Raw genomic sequence first — 19,808 nt, 5'->3', positions numbered from 1 at the left:
ATCAGGCCGAGGGTTTTGATACGGGTGCTTGCGACGGCGGCGCGCTGGCGCCCGGCGACAGATCCAGTTGCATGAAGGTCAGGTCCAGCCATCGACCGAACTTGGTACCGACTTGCGGCATCTGGCCGGTGATCGTGAAACCCTGCTTCTCGTGCAGGTGAATCGACGCCGCGTTACCGCTTTCGATGGCTGCAACCATCATGTGTTTGTCGCAGGTTCTGGCGCGTTCGATCAGCGCTTTCATCAGCAGCGGACCGAGGCCATTGCCGCGTTGATCGGCGCGCACGTAGACCGAATGTTCAACCGTGTGCCGGAAGCCTTCGAAGGGGCGCCAGTCGCCGAAAGACGAGTAGCCCAGCACCTGACCTGCGTCGTCAACGACCACCAGAATCGGATAGGCCTGGGTCTGGCGAGCAGCGAACCAGGCTTGGCGATTGGCGAGATCCACCGGTTGTTCGTTCCAGATCGCCGTGGTGTTGAGGACGGCGTCGTTGTAAATGTCCAGCACGGCAGGCATGTCAGTCAGCAGTGCGTCACGAATCGTATACGTCATGTTCGCTTTCACTTGTTCGGTTGGGCGCTTCAGGCGATGGGCTGATGCACGGTGACCAGTTTGGTCCCGTCGGGAAAAGTGGCCTCGACCTGGATTTCCGGGATCATCTCCGGGATGCCTTCCATCACTTGTTCGCGGGTCAGCAAGGTGGTGCCGTAATGCATCAGTTCGGCGACCGTCTGCCCATCGCGCGCGCCTTCGAGAAGAGCGGCAGAGATGAATGCCATGGCTTCCGGGTAGTTGAGTTTCAAGCCTCGGGCCAGTCGCCGCTCGGCTACAAGGCCTGCGGTGAAGATCAGCATCTTGTCTTTTTCGCGTGGCGTCAGATCCATGGTTTTGTCCGTTTCCAATAACTTGATAATGTGAGGCGCTCGTAGCCTTGTAGGAGCGCGCTATGTGCTCCAGATCCTCGGCGCCACCGCCTCTCGACCCAACAGCGCTGGGCGTAGCAGCTTCCACAGTGCGATCAGCCAGGCCCGTGCATGCAGCGCTTCGTCGGCCAGGCAGCGGGCGATGATCAGGCCGGGTAGCTGGCTTAAATCTCCTCGCACCGGCGAATGGTCAGCCAGTTGACGACAACGCTCCATCAGTTCGGCGTCGATTTCTCCGGTGACGATCAGTGTTGCGAAAACCGGTTTGCTGTCCAGCCCCACGGGTGAGTCCAGCAAACCATCGTTGCCGATGACGCGTTGCCGTTCATGCCACAGCAACTTGCCGTCGCGGCGAATATCCAGATGCGCCTGAAAATGTCCCTGATCGAAGCGCTCGTCACTGGCCGGGCGCCCCAAGGCAACCACGTCCCAGTAGAACAGGCGGGCGTCGCCCTCGAGGTCGATCCGGGTGCTGAGTTCGGCCTTGGCCTCGCTGAAGACAATGGTCTCCTGCGGCAGCCATTCCAGGGTTGCCCCCGCCGCAACTTTCAAATCCAGCTGCTGATACGCAGCCCCCGCCGCGCGATACCACTTGGCGGCGCCAGGGCTGGTCAGTTGTGCCCAGGCATCAGGGCCGACGTTGGCGGTGATGTCCAGCCGGTCACCTCCCGCAATACCACCGGGAGGATGAACGATGATGTGTTGGCAGACTTCAGGGCCTTCGGCATACAGGTGTTTCTGCACCCGCAACGGGCCTTTGTGGCGACGCAGAGTCGGGCGCGTGCTGTCGCCGAAACGCCCATAGCCCAGCTCCAGCTCGGCGTGCCAGCTGGGTGTGAACAGGGCGGTGTGGGCAGGAAGATTCATAGTGCTCGTTATCGTTTTTCGAAGGCGACTACCTTAGCCGATCGGCGCGTCAAATGGTGACCAGACCACGCACGCCTTCGGCTTCCATATTTTCGCCGCGACCTTGCTGAACGATCTCGCCGCGGGACATCACGATGTACTGATCGGCAAGTTCGGCGGCGAAGTCGTAGAACTGCTCGACCAGCAGGATCGCCATGTCACCACGGGCGGCGAGCTTCTTGATCACTGCGCCGATTTCCTTGATCACCGAGGGCTGAATCCCTTCGGTGGGTTCATCGAGAATCAGCAGGCGTGGACGACTGGCCAATGCGCGACCGATCGCCAGTTGTTGTTGCTGGCCCCCGGAGAGGTCGCCGCCACGGCGTTGCTTCATTTGCAGCAACACCGGAAACAACTCATAAATGAACGCGGGCACTTCCTTGGCTTCGGAACCGGGGAAACGCGACAGGCCCATCAGCAGGTTTTCTTCCACCGTCAGCCGCCCGAAAATCTCCCGGCCCTGGGGCACGTAAGCGATGCCTGAGTGGACACGTTGATGCGGCTTGAAGCCTGTGATCGGCTTGCCTTCCCACTGCACCACGCCTTCTTTGGCGGGCAGCAGGCCCATCAGCACCTTGAGCAGTGTGGTCTTGCCGACACCGTTGCGGCCCAGCAGGCAGGTGACTTCGCCGATTTTCACGTCGAAGGACAGCCCGCGCAGGATGTGGCTGCCGCCGTAGTATTGGTGAAGCTTTTCTATCTGCAACATGTTCGAACTCTCCCGGTGATCGTTCCCCCGCTCAGCGTGGGAATGCCGCGATGGACGCTCTGCGTCCGCTATGTGACGCAGAGCGTCACGGGATGCATTCCCACGTCGAGCGTGGGAACGATCAAAATCTGCATCAGCGACCCAGATAAACCTCGATCACGCGCTCGTCCGCCTGCACTTCCTCAAGCGAACCTTCCGCCAGAACACTGCCCTGGTGCAGCACTGTGACGTGGTCGGCGATGGTGCCGACGAAGCCCATGTCGTGCTCGACCACCATCAGCGAGTGTTTGCCCGCAAGGCTCTTGAACAGTTCGGCGGTGAATTCGGTTTCGGCGTCGGTCATGCCCGCCACTGGCTCGTCGAGCAGCAGCAGTTGCGGATCCTGTACCAGCAACATGCCGATCTCCAGAAACTGCTTCTGACCGTGGGACAAGAGTCCCGCCGGGCGTGACATTGACGACGTCAGGCGAATGGTTTCCAACACTTCATCAATGCGGTCGCGCTGGTCACCATTGAGCTTGGCCCGCAAGCTGGCCCATACCGATTTATCGGTTTTCTGCGCCAGTTCCAGGTTTTCGAACACGCTCAAGGCTTCGAACACGGTCGGCTTCTGAAACTTGCGGCCAATACCGGCCTGAGCAATCTGCACTTCGCTCATCCTGGTCAGGTCCAGGGTCTCGCCGAACCATGCCTTGCCGTGACTGGGGCGGGTCTTGCCCGTGATCACGTCCATCAGCGTGGTCTTGCCTGCGCCATTGGGGCCGATGATGCAGCGCAGTTCACCGACGCCGATGTACAGATTCAGATCATTGAGCGCCTTGAAGCCATCGAAGCTGACGCTGATGTCCTCCAGCGTCAGGATGGTGCCGTGCCGCGTGTTCAGGCCTTCGCCTGCAACCTGGCCCAGCCCGATGGCGTCGCGGCTGGTGCCTGCGTCGCTGTTAGGGTCCAGCACCGGGTCGAATGCAGGAGTGGGTGTGCTTTTCATTGTTCGCCCCTTTTCTTGATCAGGCCGATCACGCCTTTGGGCAGGTACAGCGTCACCACAATGAACAGCGCGCCGAGGAAGAACAGCCAGTATTCAGGGAAGGCCACGGTGAACCAGCTCTTCATACCATTGACCAGACCGGCGCCCAGCAGCGGACCGATCAGCGTGCCGCGACCGCCCAAGGCAACCCAGACAGCGGCCTCGATGGAGTTGGTCGGCGACATTTCGCTGGGGTTGATGATGCCGACTTGCGGCACATACAGCGCGCCTGCCAGACCGCACAGGACAGCGCTCAACACCCAGACGAACAGCTTGAAGCCGCGAGGATCGTAGCCGCAGAACATCAGGCGGTTTTCGGCATCGCGAACAGCGGTCAGCACACGGCCGAACTTGCTGCGCGCCAGACGCCAGCCGACGAACAGACTGCCGGCCAGCAGTGCAACGGTGAGCAGAAACAATACCGCCCGAGTGCCCTGCGAGGTGATGCTGAAACCCAGAATGCTGCGAAAGTTGGTGAAGCCGTTGTTGCCGCCGAAGCCGGTTTCGTTGCGGAAGAACAGCAGCATCCCGGCGAACGTCAGGGCCTGGGTCATGATCGAGAAGTACACGCCCTTGATCCGCGAGCGGAAGGCGAAGAAGCCGAACACCAGCGCCAGCAGTCCCGGCGCCAATACCACCAGGCACATGGCCCAGAGGAAGTGCTGCGTGCCGACCCAGTACCACGGCAGTTCGGTCCACGACAGGAAGGTCATGAACGCGGGAAGACTGTCTCCCGATGCTTCGCGCATCAGGTACATGCCCATCGCATAGCCGCCCAGCGCGAAGAACAGCCCGTGACCCAGCGACAGCAGGCCCGCGTAGCCCCAGACCAGATCCAGCGCCAGTGCGACGATGGCGTAACAGAGAATCTTGCCCACCAGCGTCAGGGTGTAGGCCGACACCTGCATCGAATTGCTTTCCGGCAACAACGACAGCAGCGGCAGGGCAATCAACAGGGCGAGGATCACCACGCCTATGGAGATCGTGACTTTGGTGCCAGCGCGTTGCGCGGCGGTAACCATCATTGGCTGGTTCATCAGTCGATCACCCGTCCTTTAAGCGCGAACAGACCTTGCGGACGTTTCTGGATAAACAGAATGATCAGCGCCAGGATCAGGATCTTGCCCAGCACTGCGCCGATTTGCGGTTCGAGAATCTTGTTGGCGATGCCCAGCCCGAAGGCAGCGGTCACGCTACCGGCCAGTTGACCGACACCGCCGAGCACCACGACCAGGAACGAGTCGATGATGTAGCTCTGGCCAAGGTCCGGGCCGACGTTGCCGATCTGGCTCAGGGCCACGCCGCCGAGGCCTGCGATGCCGGAACCGAGCCCGAACGCCATCATGTCGATGCGCCCGGTCGGTACGCCGCAGCAGGCCGCCATGTTGCGGTTCTGGGTGACAGCGCGCACGTTCAGGCCCAGGCGGGTCTTGTTCAGCAGCAGCCAGGTTAGTACCACCACGAACAGCGCGAAGCCAATGATGATGATCCGGTTGTACGGCAGCACCAGATTCGGCAGCACCTGGATACCGCCAGACAGCCATTCCGGGTTGGCGACTTCGACGTTCTGCGCGCCGAACACCACGCGGATCAACTGGATCAGCATCAGGCTGATGCCCCAGGTGGCGAGCAACGTTTCCAGCGGACGGCCGTAGAGGTGACGAATCACCGTGCGCTCGAGCGCCATGCCGATGCAGGCGGTGACGAAGAACGCCACCGGCAGTGCCACCAGTGGATAGAACTCGATGGCGCCCGGCGCATAACGCTGGAACATGATCTGCACGACATAGGTGGCGTAGGCGCCGAGCATCAACATTTCGCCGTGGGCCATGTTGATCACGCCCAGCAGACCGAACGTGATCGCCAGTCCCAGCGCAGCGAGCAGCAGAATCGAACCCAGCGAAATGCCGCTGAAGACCTGGCCGAGCACTTCGCCGATCATCAGCTTGCGTTTCACCTGAGCCAGACTGGTCTCGGCCGCCAGGCGTACGCTTGGGTCGGTTTCGACGCTGGGTTGCAGCAGGTTTTCCAGACGCGTTCGAGCCAGCGGATCGCCGGTTTCGCCCAACAGACGCACGGCGGCCAGACGCACGCTCGGGCTGGTGTCGACCAGTTGCAGATTGGCCAGGGCCAGGTTCAGCGCTGAATGCACGGCATCGTCTTTTTCCGTGGCGACTTGCTGCATGAGCAGTTGTAACTGGGCCGGACGGGCACTTTTTTGCAGTGTCAGCGCGGCGGCCAGGCGCAGCTTCGCGTCAGCGGCAAGCAGCTGATGGCTTGCCAGAGCGGTGTCCACCAGACCGCGTAAACGGTTGTTCAGGCTGATCTGTTGAGGCTCGTCCGGGTTCGGTGCATCGGCCAGCGCCGGTGCGGCAGGATCGACGGCGGTGAAGCTGTCCCCATTCTGGATAAAGGCGCGATTGCTGCTGTCGGCGGCCACGCGGCCTTCCTGCAGAGCGACCAGTAGTTCAACGCGCGCCGGATCGGGTTTGGCAGCCCAGGCTTCCAGCAATTCGGCGCGTTCGGAGGATTCGGCCGCGACAAAGTCGCTGGCATCGCTGGCATGGGCTGCGAAGGGCAACAACACGCTCAAGGCGAGAATGAGGCGGTAGAGAGATCTGGGCATATCGGTGTCCTGGAAGCATCCGCATGACCTCGCGGCCATGCGCAGATGCTGATCGTTCCCACGCTCTGCGTGGGAATGCATCCCCTGACGCTCTGCGTCATCCGTTAACGAGCGCGGAGCGTCGAAGGCATGTTCCCACGGGGACCGTGGGAACCATCAGGGGCGGGTGTCAGTTACTCTTCACCGCATAGTCAGGCTTCTTGTCGTTACCCGGAATGAACGGGCTCCAAGGCTGGGCGCGAATCGGCTCCTTGGTTTTCCACACGACGTTGAACTGACCGTCAGCCTTGATTTCGCCGATCATCACCGGCTTGTGCAGGTGGTGGTTGGTCTTGTCCATTTCCAGCGTGAAGCCGGATGGCGCGGCAAAGGTCTGGCCAGCCATGGCTTCGCGGACTTTGTCCACATCGGTGGACTTGGCTTTCTCGACCGCCTGCGCCCACATGTGGATACCCACGTAAGTGGCTTCCATCGGGTCGTTGGTCACCGCCTTGTCGGCGTTCGGCAGGTTGTGCGCCTTGGCGTAGGCTTTCCAGTCGGCGACAAACTTGGTGTTGACCGGGTTCTTCACGGACTCGAAGTAGTTCCAGGCGGCCAGGTTGCCAACCAGCGGTTTGGTGTCGACACCACGCAGCTCTTCTTCACCGACCGAGAACGCCACGACCGGAACGTCGGTCGCTTTCAGGCCCTGGTTACCCAGTTCCTTGTAGAACGGCACGTTGGAGTCGCCGTTCACGGTGGAGATCACTGCGGTCTTGCCACCTGCCGAGAACTTCTTGATGTTGGCCACGATGGTCTGGTAATCGCTGTGGCCGAACGGGGTGTAGACCTCTTCGATGTCGCTGTCCTTCACGCCTTTGGAGTGCAGGAAGGAGCGCAGAATCTTGTTGGTGGTGCGTGGGTAGACGTAGTCGGTACCCAGCAGGAAGAAGCGCTTGGCGGCGCCGCCGTCTTCGCTCATCAGGTACTCGACCGCAGGAATGGCCTGCTGGTTTGGCGCCGCGCCGGTGTAGAACACGTTCGGCGACATCTCTTCACCTTCGTACTGCACCGGGTAGAACAGCAGACCGTTGAGTTCTTCGAACACCGGCAATACCGATTTGCGAGAGACCGAAGTCCAGCAACCGAACACCACGGACACCTTGTCCTGGGTCAGCAGTTGACGCGCCTTTTCAGCGAACAGCGGCCAGTTGGAAGCCGGGTCGACCACCACGGCCTCCAGCTTCTTGCCATTGACGCCGCCCTTGGCGTTGATTTCGTCGATGGTCATCAGCGCCATGTCCTTGAGCGAGGTCTCGGAGATGGCCATGGTGCCGGACAAAGAATGCAGAATGCCGACCTTGATGGTCTCGGCGGCCTGGACGGTCCAGGTCAAACCCATCGCGGCGATCGATGCGGACAAGGTGAACGCTTTAAGCAAACTACGACGCTTCATTGGCTAGCTCCATTCTTCGATTTTTTTAGTAATGACTGCTGTTGGCGGTGCAGAGGTGAAGTCTGCTTAGGCTTTAGCAAACGCTGGGCCAAGGCGTGAAACGTCGCAAAATGGAATGAAAACGTCGCTAGACATCGAAGCCGTGCACCAATCTGGGATTAGCTCGGGGGGTTGGTGCGTGAGGTGCGCTGATCTGGTGCGGAAGTTGTCTGAGGTGACAGGTTTTGCGATAGGGTGAATGACAATCGGGAAGGGAAAAAACAAGAACGGGGCCTGAAACCGGAAATGAGGAGGAATTCATCACTAAACCACCCAAGTGGTTCCAGGCCCCGCAGGACGCAATCTAAGCTGTTGCCGCCGATTTGGCAAAGCGCGAAAGGGCTATTCGATCGAGCAACCATATCGCCAGCATGGAAATCCCGACGAGCGGAAAGGCGACTCCCAGCGCAATCATCACCACGGTCGCCGTTTTCCAGCGAGGGAGGTCGTGACGAAGAGGCGGAACACCGAAGCCATGCTGCGGCCTGCGCTTCCACCAGATGACGATTCCGCTGACCGAGCTGAGCAGCACCATCAGGCAGATAAACAGGATCAGCAATTGGTTCACCCAGCCGAACATCTTGCCTTCATGCAGCATCACGCCCAGCTCGGTTGCCTTCGATACGGCGCTGTAATCGGTGTATCTCACATCCGCCAGTACCTTGCCGCTGTATTGATCGACATGCAGGGTTGCGTCGTTACGCGGGTCGTCCGCGAAAACCGACACCGTGAACACGCCGTCAGCGGTCAGCGGTTGGGTGATGCTGTAGCCGGGTTCGATCTCGCGCGCTTTCGCGATGTCGACGACCTGCTGCAAGGTAACGACGGGAGCGGCAGGTGCGCTGGACATGCCGCCGTGGTTCATGTGCTCGGCGTGATCGCCGGACGAAACGGGCATCGGTGTGTTTTCCATCGCCCATGGCACGGTCTGCACGCTGGCGTTGTTCAGCTCGCCTGCCTGCTTGTCGGACTTGGGCACCTCGTTCCACATCGCGGCGGGGAAGGTGTTCCAGACATCGGCGTAGACCTTGCCCCACATGCCAGTCCAGGTCATGCCGCTGAGCAACATGAACAGCAACGCCACCGAGCCCCAGAAACCGGTTACCGCGTGCAAGTCGCGCCACAGCACCCGACCTCGTGCGCTGATCCGGGGCCAGAGTACGCCTGCTGGCGAGCGACCTCGCGGCCACCACAGATAGACGCCGGAGACGACCAGCACAATGCCCCAGCCCGCAGCCAGTTCGACCAGGCGATCACCGACGGTGCCCACCATCAACTCGCCGTGCAGCTCACGGGCCATGGCCTGCAGATTGTTCCTGGCATCTTGAGTGCCGAGGATCTTGCCGCTGTACGGGTCGATAAACAGGTTTACCTCGCGTCCTTCTTTCTTGACCACGAACTGGGCGCTGCTTTCGGTATTCACCGGTGGCAGGTACTTACTGACCACGATCTGAGGGTAAGCCTGGAGCACCCGCTGTTGCTGTTCATCGGCAGTGAGCATGTGATGCGCCGGTTTGACGGTCAGCAGGTCGCTGTACATCAGTGAATCGAGCTGCGGTTTGAACAGATAAACCATGCCGGTCAACGACAGCATGATCATGAAAGGCGCAACGAACAGGCCGGCATAGAAATGCCACCGCCACGCCAGGTTATAGAACGACACGTTTGGTTTGGACATGGTGCAACGCTCCCGTCAGGGAACCAACGGCGAAGCGCGTCGGCAACCGGAGGGTTGCCAACGGATCCGGATCTTTTTTGGAGTTCAGGCGACGGACGAGAGCGGCGGGGCGCGGCTGCGGGCGTTGGGGAAGACGTTACGCTGGGCGTGGCCCTGTTGCGGGGCGGCGTTGTAGAAGTCGGCGGGGCTGGGTGGAACCGGAGCGATGACGGCCAGCGTTTGAGTCAACGCCGGGCAACTGAACAGCAAGGTGCAATAACCGCACTTGGCCCAGATCACATGATCCATGCCGGCAGCGTCGCTTGAGTCTGCGTGGTGCTCGCTGTGGTCGTCCGCCGCCATGTCCATCGGCGCGGACATGTCCATGTCGGCCGACATCGATGCGGGCATCGACATGCCCGTGTGATGCTCCATCGGCATCGACTGCGATATCAGCGGGCCAATGAAGATCATCAGCATGGCGAACAGGCTCAACCATGCACCCGACGTTTTGCGGGGTGCTGGACTGGAGCTGGCGCGTATCGCGAACATGCGACTCAATGGGGTTCAGCTTCTACGTTCAGGACTGTCAGTGGGCGTGCATCGGGGCCGCGTCAGGTGCCTGTTTCTGCACCATGACCTCGACGGTCACGTCGCCGGTTTTCTCGAAGTGCAGGGTCACCGGGAATGACTGGCCGTCTGTCAGCTTCGAACGATCTTTCAGATCCAGCAGCATGACGTGGTAGGCCATAGGGGCAAAGGTCACTTCGCCACCGGCAGGAACATCCACGGTCTGCACTTGCTGCATCTTCATCAGGCCGTCTTTGTGCACATGCTCGTGCAATTGAGCGTTCCCGGCGATGGGGCTGTCGACACCGGTCAGGCGATCGGCCTCCGAACCCGCATTGCTGATCACGAAGTACGCCGCAACGGTCGGCGCATTCGGCGGAAGCTCCATCGACCAAGGGTGGGCGATTGCTAGATGGCCTTTTGCATACTCATGAGCCTCAACATAGCAGGCAGGCAACAGCATTGCCGCCGCCAGCAGAACTTTTTTCAGCGTGACGTTTTTCCACATGACAACCAGGCTCCAAATCATTCAGATACGCGACGTGCAACGTGAACGAACGATCAGACGCGAGGGGAGGCGCGGGGATTAAGCGCCGGCCACTGCTGGCGCGGTGGCGCGTGGAACACCAGGATCGCGGTCGGGAAACGCAGGGGTTCGAAAATCGTCAGCATGCCGAAGGTCTGGCCGCCCGCAATGGCCACCCAGGACAGGGATCCAGAGCAACACGGGCAATGTTGCATCGAGGAATGTTCGCCGCCGCCAGGGGTTGGCTCGCTGACTTTGCTGACCAGGCCTAGTGGCGTTGCCACCCACTGGGTGCCGTTCCCCGTGCAGAAGTTACCCCACACCACCTGCTCGCCCGCCGAGCGCGGCATGGTCGGCGTCATGGGCATCGCCAACATCCCGAACAACAGCGCAAAACACGCCACCCAGGCAAAGGCCCGGCGCCGTTTGAGGCTTATAATTCGATCTTGTTGTTTTTTCATGTCGGCCATTTAGCCTGAATGGCCGTGAGATGTAAAAAGGCTAGGTGCGGCGATGTGTCGCGGGGGTGTTACTGGATGGGTATCGCATGCACCTTTGCCTTTCCTGAATTAGATAGATCTAATTGTCAGCGCCCCAATATGTCTATGGCCGGTGCTGGTAGGTTTTTTGCTGGCTTCCGACGGCGAGGCCGTTGGTCTGCTTTTGCGCTATCCAAAACCCTAGGCTCGGTTTTATCGCTGGTGGAGGGGGAGGCAGTCGACGCATGCAGTTCAAGACCCAGAGCCTTGATCACTTTCATGACAGTTGCGAACTCCGGGTTGCCGTTGCTGCTCAAGGCTTTGTAGAGGCTTTCCCTGCCAAGTCCGGTATCTCTGGCGATCTTTGTCATGCCGTAGGCGCGCGCGATGTCGTTGAGGGCATGCCGGACTAATACACCGTCCCCTGAGTCTTCCTCAAAACAGGCATCCAGATAACCTGCCATGTCCTCAGGCGTTTCGAGGTACTCGGCAACATCGAATGGTTTGTATTCTTCTTTCATCATTTTTTCCTCGCTTCGAGGCTTTTAGCCATTTCTTTCGCGCGGCTGATATCCCGGTTCTGTGTTGATTTGTCACCGCCGAGTAAAAGTAGGTAAACCACGTCTTCACGGCGAGTCAGGTAAATTCGGTAGCCCGGGCCGTAGTGAACACGCATTTCGAAAACGCTTTCGCCTACTGATTCACAATCACCAAAATTGCCTAATGTTGCTGATCGAATTCGGGCAAGGATGCGCTGATGTCCGGTCTTGTCCTTCAAGGACTTCAACCACTTCGAAAATAGGGTGGATCGTTCGAAAATAATCATACGGAAAAGGTATCCCTTGGGATACTTTTCCGATGTCAGGCGAAGCAGATCAAGACGATCGGAGCTTTCGACGCAATGTCGATGACGTCTCTTTACGTTTGGCTAGCGCGCAGAATTTACCCGCAGCTGCGACAAAACCTCTCCGACGCTCCAGAACTCCCGATCTACCTTCGCCAAGGCCGGCCGCTTCAGCACCAGCACCGGTACCCCCCGTTCCCGCGCCACTTCCAGTTTCGGCTCGGTGGCGCTGCTGCCGCTGTTCTTGCTGATCAGCACGTCGATGTTGCGGCGTTCGAACAGCTCACGCTCATCATCAAGATGAAACGGCCCGCGCGCGCCGATCACTTCGCAGCGTTTGTTGCCGGGGTAAACGTCCAGAGCGCGGAGAGTCCAGAACTGATGTTCCGGGATCTCGTGCAAGTGTTGCAAAGGCTCGCGGCCCAAGGTGAACAGCGGGCGCTGGAAGGGGGCGAGGGCGGTGGTCAGTTGGGCCCAATCGGACACCTCGCGCCAGTCGTCTTCAGGCCCGGCCTGCCAGGTGGGTCTGCGCAATGCCCAGCAAGGAATGTCGGTCAGCTTTGCGGCAGCGGCGGCGTTCTGGCTGATCTGTGCCGCGTAAGGGTGGGTCGCGTCGAGAATCAGATCGATGCCTTGCTCGCGTACGAACTGCGCCAGCCCCTCAGCGCCGCCGTATCCGCCGACGCGAACATGACAGCGCAAATCGCTGGGCACCCTGCCGACGCCCGCGAGGCTGTAAATGTGTGGCGCGTCCAGCGTCCGGGCAATCGCCAGCGCTTCGGTCACGCCACCGAGCAGTAATATGCGTTCTCGACTCAAGCAAAGCCTCCCGCGTGCCCGACAATGCCGCCTTGGCGATCAATGGCGAACACCTCCACTTGAACCTGCGCAGGCACCACGCTGCGGGCGAAATCCAGCGCGTGTTGGCAGACGGCACTCCCAAGCGCGATGCCAACTGCCGAGGCCATTGCCAATGCTTGTTGACTGGTATTGGCTTCACGAATCTTGTGCTGCAGTTGCGCGTCGGCACCAACCTCTGCTGCCCATTGCGCCAGTTGCTCCAGATTGATGCTGGAGTGGCGACTGTGCAGATCCATATGCCCGGCCGCCAGTTTGCTGATCTTGCCGAAACCGCCGCACAGGCTGAGTTTATCCACAGGCACCTTGCGCAGATGCTTGAGCACTGCACCGACGAAATCACCCATTTCTATCAGGGCGATGTCGGGCAGCTCGTACACCCGGCGCATGGTGTCTTCGCTGGCATTCCCGGTACAGGCCGCGATGTGTCGATAACCATTGGTTTTCGCGACGTCGATGCCTTGATGAATCGACGCGATGTACGCCGCGCAGGAAAAGGGACGAACGATGCCGCTGGTGCCGAGAATGGATAAACCACCCAGGATGCCCAGACGTGGATTCATGGTCTTGAGCGCCAGCTCGCTGCCGTTAACGACGCAAACCGTGACTTCAAAGCCTCCCGTGTAACCGCGCTCGCTCGCCAGATGCGTCAAGTGCTCGTTCATCATTCGACGCGGAACCGGATTGATGGCGGGTTCTCCGACGCCCAGCACCAGGCCGGGACGGGTCACGGTGCCCACGCCGGGGCCCGCGACGAAGCGCACGCCTGGCGCCGTGATCAGACGCACTTGCGAGTACAGAAGCGCACCATGAGTGACGTCCGGATCGTCACCGGCATCCTTGATCGTGCCTGCCTCAGCCCCACCCTCGATGGGCCTGCAGAACTCCAGACGCATCTGCACCTGTTTGCCCTTGGGCAGGGTGATTTCAATAGCGTCGTTGACTTCGCCTGTCAGCAGCAGCCGGGCTGCCGCCAATGAGGTCGCCGTTGCGCAGCTGCCGGTGGTCAAACCGCTGCGCAGGGGGGTGGGTTGTTCGGCGGTCTCTTCGCGCATCAGGGCTTGGTCGCTTCAAGCAACGTGATGGGCAGGGCCTGGCGCCAGGTGTCGAATTCACCAAGGGGTTTGGAGTGGGCCACATGAATGCGGGTCAGGTCGCCGCCGTGTTGTTCACGCCAGTTGACCAGCATCGCCTCGCTTTGCAGCGTGACGGCATTGGCCACCAGCCGACCGCCGGAACGCAGTCGCTGCCAGCAAGTGTCCAGCACACCAGCACGGGTTACCCCCCCTCCGATGAAAATCGCGTCGGGCTGCTCAAGACCTTCCAGTGCGTCAGGCGCCCTGCCGCGTACCAGTTGCAGACCAGGCACGCCGAGCGCGTCGCGGTTGTGTTCGATCAACTGCTGGCGATCTTCGTGGGATTCAATTGCCAGGGCCCGGCATGTCGGGTGCGCACGCATCCATTCGATGCCGATGGAGCCACAGCCCGCGCCGACGTCCCACAACAGCTCGCCGGGGACCGGGGCGAGGCGTGCGAGCGTGATGGCCCGCACGTCGCGCTTGGTCAGTTGCCCGTCATGGCGGAAGGCTTCATCGGGTAACCCGCCCAGTGGCGATAACAGGAGCGTGCCTGGCGCGGCGCGGCAGTCGATGGCAACCAGGTTCAACGCCGCGATGTCAGGGTCGGACCATTCATTGGCTATGCCTTCGACTCTTCGCTCAAGTGCACCGCCCAGGTGCTCCAGAACAGTCATGTGGCTGAGTCCGAAACCCCGCTCACGCAACAAAGCCGCAATCGCCGCCGGGCTATTACCATCGTTGCTCAGCACCAACAGGCGCAGACCGTGATGCAACTGCGCGTTCAAAGCCGCCAGAGGGCGGGCGACGACGGACAGCGTGACCACATCCTGCAGCGCCCAGCCAAGCCGTGCCGCCGCCAATGAATAAGAGGACGGTGCAGGAATTACCCGCATCTGCTCGACAGGCACTTGACGCGACAGGCTCACGCCCACGCCGAACAGCATGGGGTCGCCGCTGGCAATCACACAGACCGGTTCGCCCCGCTGTTCCAGTACAGCTTGCAATGAGAAGGGGCTCGGCCATTGGCGGCGTTCAGCGCCGATGCACGGCGGGAGTAAATCGAGCTGGCGCGAACTGCCGAACACCTGGCGGGCCTGCAACAACGCGTGCCGGGCATTCCTGCCCAGCCCTTTGTAGCCGTCTTCACCGATTCCCACGACTGTCAGCCACGGCGACATGTATTGCCCTCAGACCCAATGCTTGCGACAGGCCGATAAGTCGACCTGTGGATGTGGATAAGGTCGGCATGATACAGCGCTCGTTCGGACTCGTCGTCGGCACTGCTCATCAGTCCATGGGGGCATATAGTCGTTCGAGGTGATGGCAGTGGCTATCTCCAAACCGTCACCGCCGGCAAGCCGTGCTGCCAAAGAGCGTCGGCTGCGCGACTGCATTTCATTCCATCCGACAGAGCGTCTTTTCATGCCGCGCGCCAAAGCAGGCATAATACGGCGCCTGCAGACACCCACATCTGCTCTCCCGACCCCGATTACACCTGGTGACCCCTTGACCGAGCCGCTGTCCGCTCGACCGCTCGCTACGCCTTTGCGCCCCTCGGCCTGTCCGGGGTTGTTGCGCATCGTCCCGGCGCTGGACGGAGGAATCTGTCGGATAAAGCTGCCAGGTGGCGTTCTTTCGGCCGATCAGGCTTTTGCCGTAGCCGCTGCCGCCGAACGCTTCGCAGGGGGCGTGATCGAGGCGACCAATCGGGGCAACCTGCAGATCCGCGGTATCGGCGCCAGCCATGACGCACTGATCGCGACCCTGCTGAATGCGGGCCTGGGTCCGAAGAATCCCGCCAGCGACGATGTACGCAACCTGATGCTCAGCCCCTGCGCCGGTGTCGATGCTCTGCAACTGTTCGACGCTCGCCCCCTTGCAGAACGCATTCTGCATACCCTCGAAAGCCATCCCCGTTTTCACGAACTCTCGCCCAAATTCGCCCTGTCGCTGGATGCTGGCGAAGGTCTGGCGATGCTTGAGCACCCCCATGACCTTTGGCTGTCGGCGCTGAGGGTGGAAGGCGAGGTCCTGCTGGGGTTTGGGCTGGCCGGGTGCCCTGGGGATGATTCGCCAATCGCGGCCGTAACGCTGGATGCGGGACTGGATCTGGTGATCGGGGTGCTTGAACTGTTCCTCGAACATGCCCGACCCGAACAGACACGCATGCGTCATCTGCTTCAGGAGATGCCAGTGGCGCAATTTCTCGATTGTCTTGGCGAACGCTTATCGGTGCCGCTGAAAATTGATCAGAAAATCACCACCTGGCGTCGGTCGCCGATTCAGGCGAATGCCCATGTCGGTCTTTACCCACTGGCTCGGCCGGGGCTTACCTGCGTCGGAGGGGTTGTGCCTCTGGGGCGTCTCGATCCGTCGACGCTGCGCAGAGTGGCGCAGCTGTCGCTGGACATCGGCGACGGTGAGCTGGCAATGACCCCTTGGCAAAGCCTGATGCTGCGCAACGTCCCCGCCGAACGATCTGCTGTTGCCCTCGATGGGCTGCAAGCGGCGGGCCTGCTGTGTGATGCCGACCAGGCCCTCTCGCAGATGATCGCCTGTACCGGCTCCGCTGCCTGTGGAAAAGGCCAGGCCGACACCAAAGCGGACGCGTTGCAACTGGCCGCCTATCTGCAGAAACACGGGGTCAGTCAGCCTGTTCACCTTTCCGGCTGCGACCGTTCCTGCGCCGCCGCTCACGTGGCGCCGATCACACTGCTTGCGGTCTCTACCAGCCGTTACAACCTGTATATTCGCCACGCCGATCAGCCGGGTTTCGGCGAGTTGCGTGGACGTGACCTCACTATTGAAGCAGTTGGTGCGTTGTTGACCGCCGACTCACGGAGCTACACCGATGATTGATTACATCCGCGACGGCCAGGAGATTTATCGCAACTCCTTCGCGATCATTCGCGCCGAGGCCAACCTCGACAGCATCCCGGCCGACCTGGAAAAACTCGCCGTGCGCGTGATCCACGCCTGCGGCATGGTCGACGCGGTCGATGGGCTGCGTTTCTCCCCGGGCGCCGGTGCAGCCGGGCGCAAGGCGCTGGCAGCGGGGGCACCGATCCTGTGTGACGCGCACATGGTTGCTGAGGGCGTGACCCGTGCTCGTCTGCCTGCCAACAATCAGGTGATCTGCACCCTGAAGAGCGAAGGCGTACCCGAGCTTGCCCGTGAGTTGGGCAACACCCGTTCGGCAGCGGCGCTGGAGTTGTGGCGTCCACATCTGGAAGGCGCCGTGGTGGTCATCGGCAACGCGCCTACTGCGCTGTTCTATCTGCTGGAAATGATCGACGCCGGTGCGCCGAAACCGGCATTGATTCTGGGCTTTCCGGTGGGTTTCGTGGGGGCCGCCGAATCCAAGGACATGCTCGCCGCTGACAGTCGCGGCGTGCCTTACGTGATCATGCAAGGGCGTCGTGGTGGCAGCGCCATGGCAGCGGCTGCGGTCAATGCCCTCGCCACGGAGGTCGAATGATGCAGGTTCGCGGTCGTCTCATCGGTCTGGGTGTGGGCCCCGGTGATCCTGAGCTGATCACCGTCAAGGCGCTGCGTCTGCTGCGCGAATCGCCGGTAGTGGCGTATTTCGTCGCCAAGGGCAAGAAGGGTAACGCCTTCGGCATTATCGAGGCGCACCTGCAAGAGGCGCAGACCCTGATGCCGCTGGTGTACCCGGTGACCACAGAAGCCCTGCCGGCGCCAATGTCCTACGAGCAGATCATCAGTGATTTCTACGACACCGCCAGCGTTGATGTCGCTGCGCATCTGGACGCAGGACGCGATGTTGCGGTCATCTGCGAAGGCGATCCGTTCTTCTATGGCTCCTATATGTATCTGCATGATCGGCTCGCCGGCCGCTACGACGCTGAAGTGGTGCCGGGAGTCTGCTCGATGCTGGGCGGGGCTTCAGTGTTGGGCGCTCCTCTGGTGTATCGCAACCAGAGCCTCTCGGTGCTGTCGGGCGTGCTTTCATCGGACGAACTGAAGCGCAAGCTGATCGACGCCGACGCCGCCGTGATCATGAAGTTGGGTCGCAACCTGCCGAAGGTACGACAGGTGCTGGTTGACACCGGTCTGGCCGAACGAGCGCTGTATGTCGAACGGGCCACCATGAGCAATCAGAAAATCGTGCCCTTGGCCGAGGTCGATCCCATGTCTTCGCCGTACTTCTCGTTGATCATCGTTCCTGGTGAAAGGTGGCAAGGCTGATGGGCGCTTCGAACATCAAGGCGCCGGCCATCGTCATTCTCGGCAACGGTGCGCTGGCGACGGCAAAACGCATACAGCAGATGTACCCGGACGCGCTGATTCACGGGTTGGCTGAACGTGTGGAAGGTGCTGACCGCAGCTATGCGGAGTTTGGCGCGACCCTGCGGCTGTTGTATCAGCAGGACACCCCGATCATCGCTCTGTGTGCGGCGGGCATCGTGATTCGAACCCTCGCCTCGGTGTTGCTGGAGAAGGGCGCCGAGCCACCCGTACTGGCCGTGGCCGAAGACGGCAGTGCCGTGGTGCCACTGCTGGGCGGGTTGGGCGGGGTGAATGTCATGGCCCGGGAAATCGCTGCCGGCCTGAACACCGCGGCGGCCATTACCACCAGCGGTGAACTGCGTTTCGGGACATGCCTGCTCAATCCTCCTTCCGGCTACGCGCTGGGCGATCTGGAACTGGGCAAGCGTTTCGTTTCAGATCTGTTGTCCGGCGAGAGCGTACGGATCGAAGGCTCCGCGCCCTGGCTTGCTCAAGCGCAGTTGCCTGAAGATGATCGCGCTCAACTGGCCATTCACGTGGGCTATGCCGAGCGCGAGCCGTCGGCCAACGAATTGCTGATCTATCCGCGCAATGTGCTCGTGGCGGTCGATGCGTCAATCGCCAACGTTGCCGATGTCGTCAGAGCTGCGCTGCATGATTCGCGCATTGCCTCGCAGTCGCTGGCCTGTCTGCTCGCCAGCGAAACCGATATGGCGAATCCTGCGCTTCACGCGGCTGCAACGGACCTTGGGGTGTCAGTGCGTTTCACCTCGCAGGCCTCGGCGATTGATATGGCGCAGCAGGTGCTCCCGCAACTGTTGCCACCAATCAGCCCGGTGGATGGCGTCGCTATCGCCGTGGCACCCGGGCCGCTGGATATCGACCGTATCGGCCGCGCTCGCGGACGTCTGGCCGTGGTCGGCCTCGGTCCTGGTGCTACAGCGTTCATGATTCCAGCTGTAAAAACCGAGCTCGCTCGCGCCAACGACGTACTCGGTTACGAAACCTACGTGCGCATGGCGGGTCCGTTCCGCGCTGATCAAGTGCTGCACTGCACTGACAATCGCGAAGAGATGCAGCGCGCTCGCCATGCATTCGAGCTGGCCGCTCAGGGACGTTCGGTGGTGGTGGTTTCGTCGGGCGATCCCGGCGTGTTTGCGATGGCAGCGGCAGTGCTGGAAGCGCTGCACGATTCCGATAATGCTCATTGGCACGCTGTCGATCTGGAAATCCTGCCCGGTGTTTCGGCGTCGCTGGCGACTGCGGCGCAAGCGGGCGCGCCGTTGGGCCACGACTTCTGCTTGATGTCCCTTTCGGACAATCTCAAGCCGTGGGGCCTCATTGAAAAGCGTCTGGATCTGGCTGGCCAGGCCGACCTCGCGCTAGCGTTCTACAACCCGATTTCCCGTTCACGCCCCTGGCAACTGGGACGAGCACTGGAAATCGTTCGCCAGCATCGTGGCCCCCAAACCCCCGTGACGCTGGGTCGTGACATCGGTCGGCCGGGGCAGACCCTGCGCGTCACCACTCTTGGCGACTTGACGCCGGAGCAGGTCGACATGCGGACCATGGTTCTCATCGGGTCGTCTACTACCTGTGTATTCGACCGAGCCGATGGCCGTCAGTGGGTTTACACGCCGCGCTGGTATGGCGAGAAACCTGAGAAATAAGTAGGCAGGGTTGATTGAAGGTTCGGCCACCTGTGTTGGAATCATCTGGGCATTGATGGAATTCATCTCCACGCCTGGTTTGAAATTTCCTGACTGTCTTGAGGAAGGTGTCTTTGCCGAGCGACGGTCGAAGTGGTCTCTTTCGTTCTTCTTCTGGCAGGCCAGCTAAATAGCGAGTTTCGATGCGCTACTTCATCGTTATCTCTGG

General features: G+C 60.9%; 20 protein-coding genes and 1 pseudogene. 4 read left to right on the top strand and 17 right to left on the bottom strand.

What is annotated here, in order from left to right; all coding sequences use genetic code 11:
- Position 1: 1 nt before the first annotated feature.
- The 17 genes and pseudogenes from D3M70_RS22005 to cbiE form a co-directional block, all read right to left on the bottom strand.
- Positions 2-553, bottom strand: a complete 552-nt coding sequence (locus D3M70_RS22005; protein ID WP_120127746.1) for a GNAT family N-acetyltransferase — start codon at positions 551-553, stop codon at positions 2-4.
- Between the two features lie 29 nt (positions 554-582).
- Positions 583-885, bottom strand: coding sequence for an urease subunit gamma (locus D3M70_RS22000; protein ID WP_081563993.1), 303 nt, complete (start codon positions 883-885; stop codon positions 583-585).
- 60 nt (positions 886-945) lie between these two features.
- Positions 946-1,791 carry an urease accessory protein UreD gene (locus D3M70_RS21995; RefSeq protein WP_120127745.1) on the bottom strand — a complete coding sequence of 282 codons (846 nt, stop codon included), beginning with the start codon at positions 1,789-1,791 and terminating at the stop codon, positions 946-948.
- Positions 1,792-1,840: 49 nt separating this feature from the next.
- Positions 1,841-2,539: an urea ABC transporter ATP-binding subunit UrtE gene (urtE, locus tag D3M70_RS21990; protein ID WP_120127744.1), complete on the bottom strand. Its 699-nt coding sequence runs from the start codon at positions 2,537-2,539 to the stop codon at positions 1,841-1,843.
- A gap of 133 nt (positions 2,540-2,672) precedes the next feature.
- Positions 2,673-3,527: an urea ABC transporter ATP-binding protein UrtD gene (urtD, locus tag D3M70_RS21985; RefSeq protein ID WP_120127743.1), complete on the bottom strand. Its 855-nt coding sequence runs from the start codon at positions 3,525-3,527 to the stop codon at positions 2,673-2,675.
- On the bottom strand, positions 3,524-4,603 hold the full coding sequence (gene urtC / locus D3M70_RS21980) for an urea ABC transporter permease subunit UrtC (protein ID WP_120127742.1): 1,080 nt from the start codon (positions 4,601-4,603) through the stop codon (positions 3,524-3,526). The genes urtD and urtC overlap by 4 nt, the downstream gene beginning before the upstream one ends.
- Positions 4,603-6,192 carry an urea ABC transporter permease subunit UrtB gene (gene urtB / locus D3M70_RS21975; RefSeq protein ID WP_120127741.1) on the bottom strand — a complete coding sequence of 530 codons (1,590 nt, stop codon included), beginning with the start codon at positions 6,190-6,192 and terminating at the stop codon, positions 4,603-4,605. The genes urtC and urtB overlap by 1 nt, the downstream gene beginning before the upstream one ends.
- 169 nt (positions 6,193-6,361) lie before the next feature.
- Positions 6,362-7,627 (bottom strand): urea ABC transporter substrate-binding protein, encoded by a 1,266-nt coding sequence (gene urtA, locus D3M70_RS21970; RefSeq protein ID WP_081563923.1) that lies wholly within the window; start codon positions 7,625-7,627, stop codon positions 6,362-6,364.
- A 343-nt stretch (positions 7,628-7,970) separates the two neighbouring features.
- Positions 7,971-9,344, bottom strand: a complete 1,374-nt coding sequence (locus D3M70_RS21965; protein WP_120127740.1) for a PepSY domain-containing protein — start codon at positions 9,342-9,344, stop codon at positions 7,971-7,973.
- 84 nt (positions 9,345-9,428) lie between these two features.
- Complete coding sequence (locus tag D3M70_RS21960; RefSeq protein WP_120127739.1) at positions 9,429-9,875, bottom strand: DUF2946 domain-containing protein; 447 nt, start codon at positions 9,873-9,875, stop codon at positions 9,429-9,431.
- Between the two features lie 37 nt (positions 9,876-9,912).
- Positions 9,913-10,401, bottom strand: a complete 489-nt coding sequence (locus D3M70_RS21955) for a copper chaperone PCu(A)C (RefSeq protein WP_120127738.1) — start codon at positions 10,399-10,401, stop codon at positions 9,913-9,915.
- Positions 10,402-10,454: 53 nt separating this feature from the next.
- Positions 10,455-10,880: a DUF2946 domain-containing protein gene (locus D3M70_RS21950; RefSeq protein WP_120128393.1), complete on the bottom strand. Its 426-nt coding sequence runs from the start codon at positions 10,878-10,880 to the stop codon at positions 10,455-10,457.
- A gap of 257 nt (positions 10,881-11,137) precedes the next feature.
- Positions 11,138-11,419 (bottom strand): annotated as a pseudogene (locus D3M70_RS21945) (addiction module antidote protein); the annotation flags it as partial.
- Positions 11,419-11,724, bottom strand: a complete 306-nt coding sequence (locus D3M70_RS21940; RefSeq protein WP_120127736.1) for a type II toxin-antitoxin system RelE/ParE family toxin — start codon at positions 11,722-11,724, stop codon at positions 11,419-11,421. The gene D3M70_RS21940 and the pseudogene D3M70_RS21945, both read right to left, overlap by 1 nt.
- 102 nt (positions 11,725-11,826) lie before the next feature.
- A complete protein-coding gene (locus D3M70_RS21935; protein ID WP_120127735.1) occupies positions 11,827-12,561 on the bottom strand; it encodes a cobalt-precorrin-6A reductase in 735 nt (244 codons plus the stop codon).
- Entirely contained in the window at positions 12,558-13,655 is a 1,098-nt protein-coding gene (locus tag D3M70_RS21930) for a cobalt-precorrin-5B (C(1))-methyltransferase (RefSeq protein WP_120127734.1), read from the bottom strand. The genes D3M70_RS21935 and D3M70_RS21930 overlap by 4 nt, the downstream gene beginning before the upstream one ends.
- Positions 13,655-14,857 carry a precorrin-6y C5,15-methyltransferase (decarboxylating) subunit CbiE gene (cbiE, locus tag D3M70_RS21925; protein WP_120127733.1) on the bottom strand — a complete coding sequence of 401 codons (1,203 nt, stop codon included), beginning with the start codon at positions 14,855-14,857 and terminating at the stop codon, positions 13,655-13,657. The genes D3M70_RS21930 and cbiE overlap by 1 nt, the downstream gene beginning before the upstream one ends.
- 328 nt (positions 14,858-15,185) lie before the next feature.
- Here cbiE and cobG point away from each other — a divergent pair, with 328 nt between their 5' ends.
- Genes cobG through cobJ form a run of 4 tightly spaced genes read left to right on the top strand, consistent with a single transcriptional unit; the run spans position 15,186 to position 19,600 of the window.
- A complete protein-coding gene (cobG, locus tag D3M70_RS21920; protein WP_256659952.1) occupies positions 15,186-16,538 on the top strand; it encodes a precorrin-3B synthase in 1,353 nt (450 codons plus the stop codon).
- Positions 16,531-17,157 (top strand): precorrin-8X methylmutase, encoded by a 627-nt coding sequence (locus tag D3M70_RS21915; protein WP_120127731.1) that lies wholly within the window; start codon positions 16,531-16,533, stop codon positions 17,155-17,157. Before cobG ends, D3M70_RS21915 begins: the two co-directional genes overlap by 8 nt.
- Positions 17,154-17,888 carry a precorrin-2 C(20)-methyltransferase gene (locus D3M70_RS21910; RefSeq protein WP_375233011.1) on the top strand — a complete coding sequence of 245 codons (735 nt, stop codon included), beginning with the start codon at positions 17,154-17,156 and terminating at the stop codon, positions 17,886-17,888. Before D3M70_RS21915 ends, D3M70_RS21910 begins: the two co-directional genes overlap by 4 nt.
- On the top strand, positions 17,888-19,600 hold the full coding sequence (gene cobJ, locus D3M70_RS21905; RefSeq protein WP_120127730.1) for a precorrin-3B C(17)-methyltransferase: 1,713 nt from the start codon (positions 17,888-17,890) through the stop codon (positions 19,598-19,600). Before D3M70_RS21910 ends, cobJ begins: the two co-directional genes overlap by 1 nt.
- Positions 19,601-19,808 lie beyond the last annotated feature (208 nt).

This window comes from Pseudomonas sp. LS-2 (assembly GCF_003605735.1).
Classification (GTDB): Bacteria; Pseudomonadota; Gammaproteobacteria; order Pseudomonadales; family Pseudomonadaceae; genus Aquipseudomonas.
This window is presented reverse-complemented; position numbering and strand designations above follow the sequence as displayed.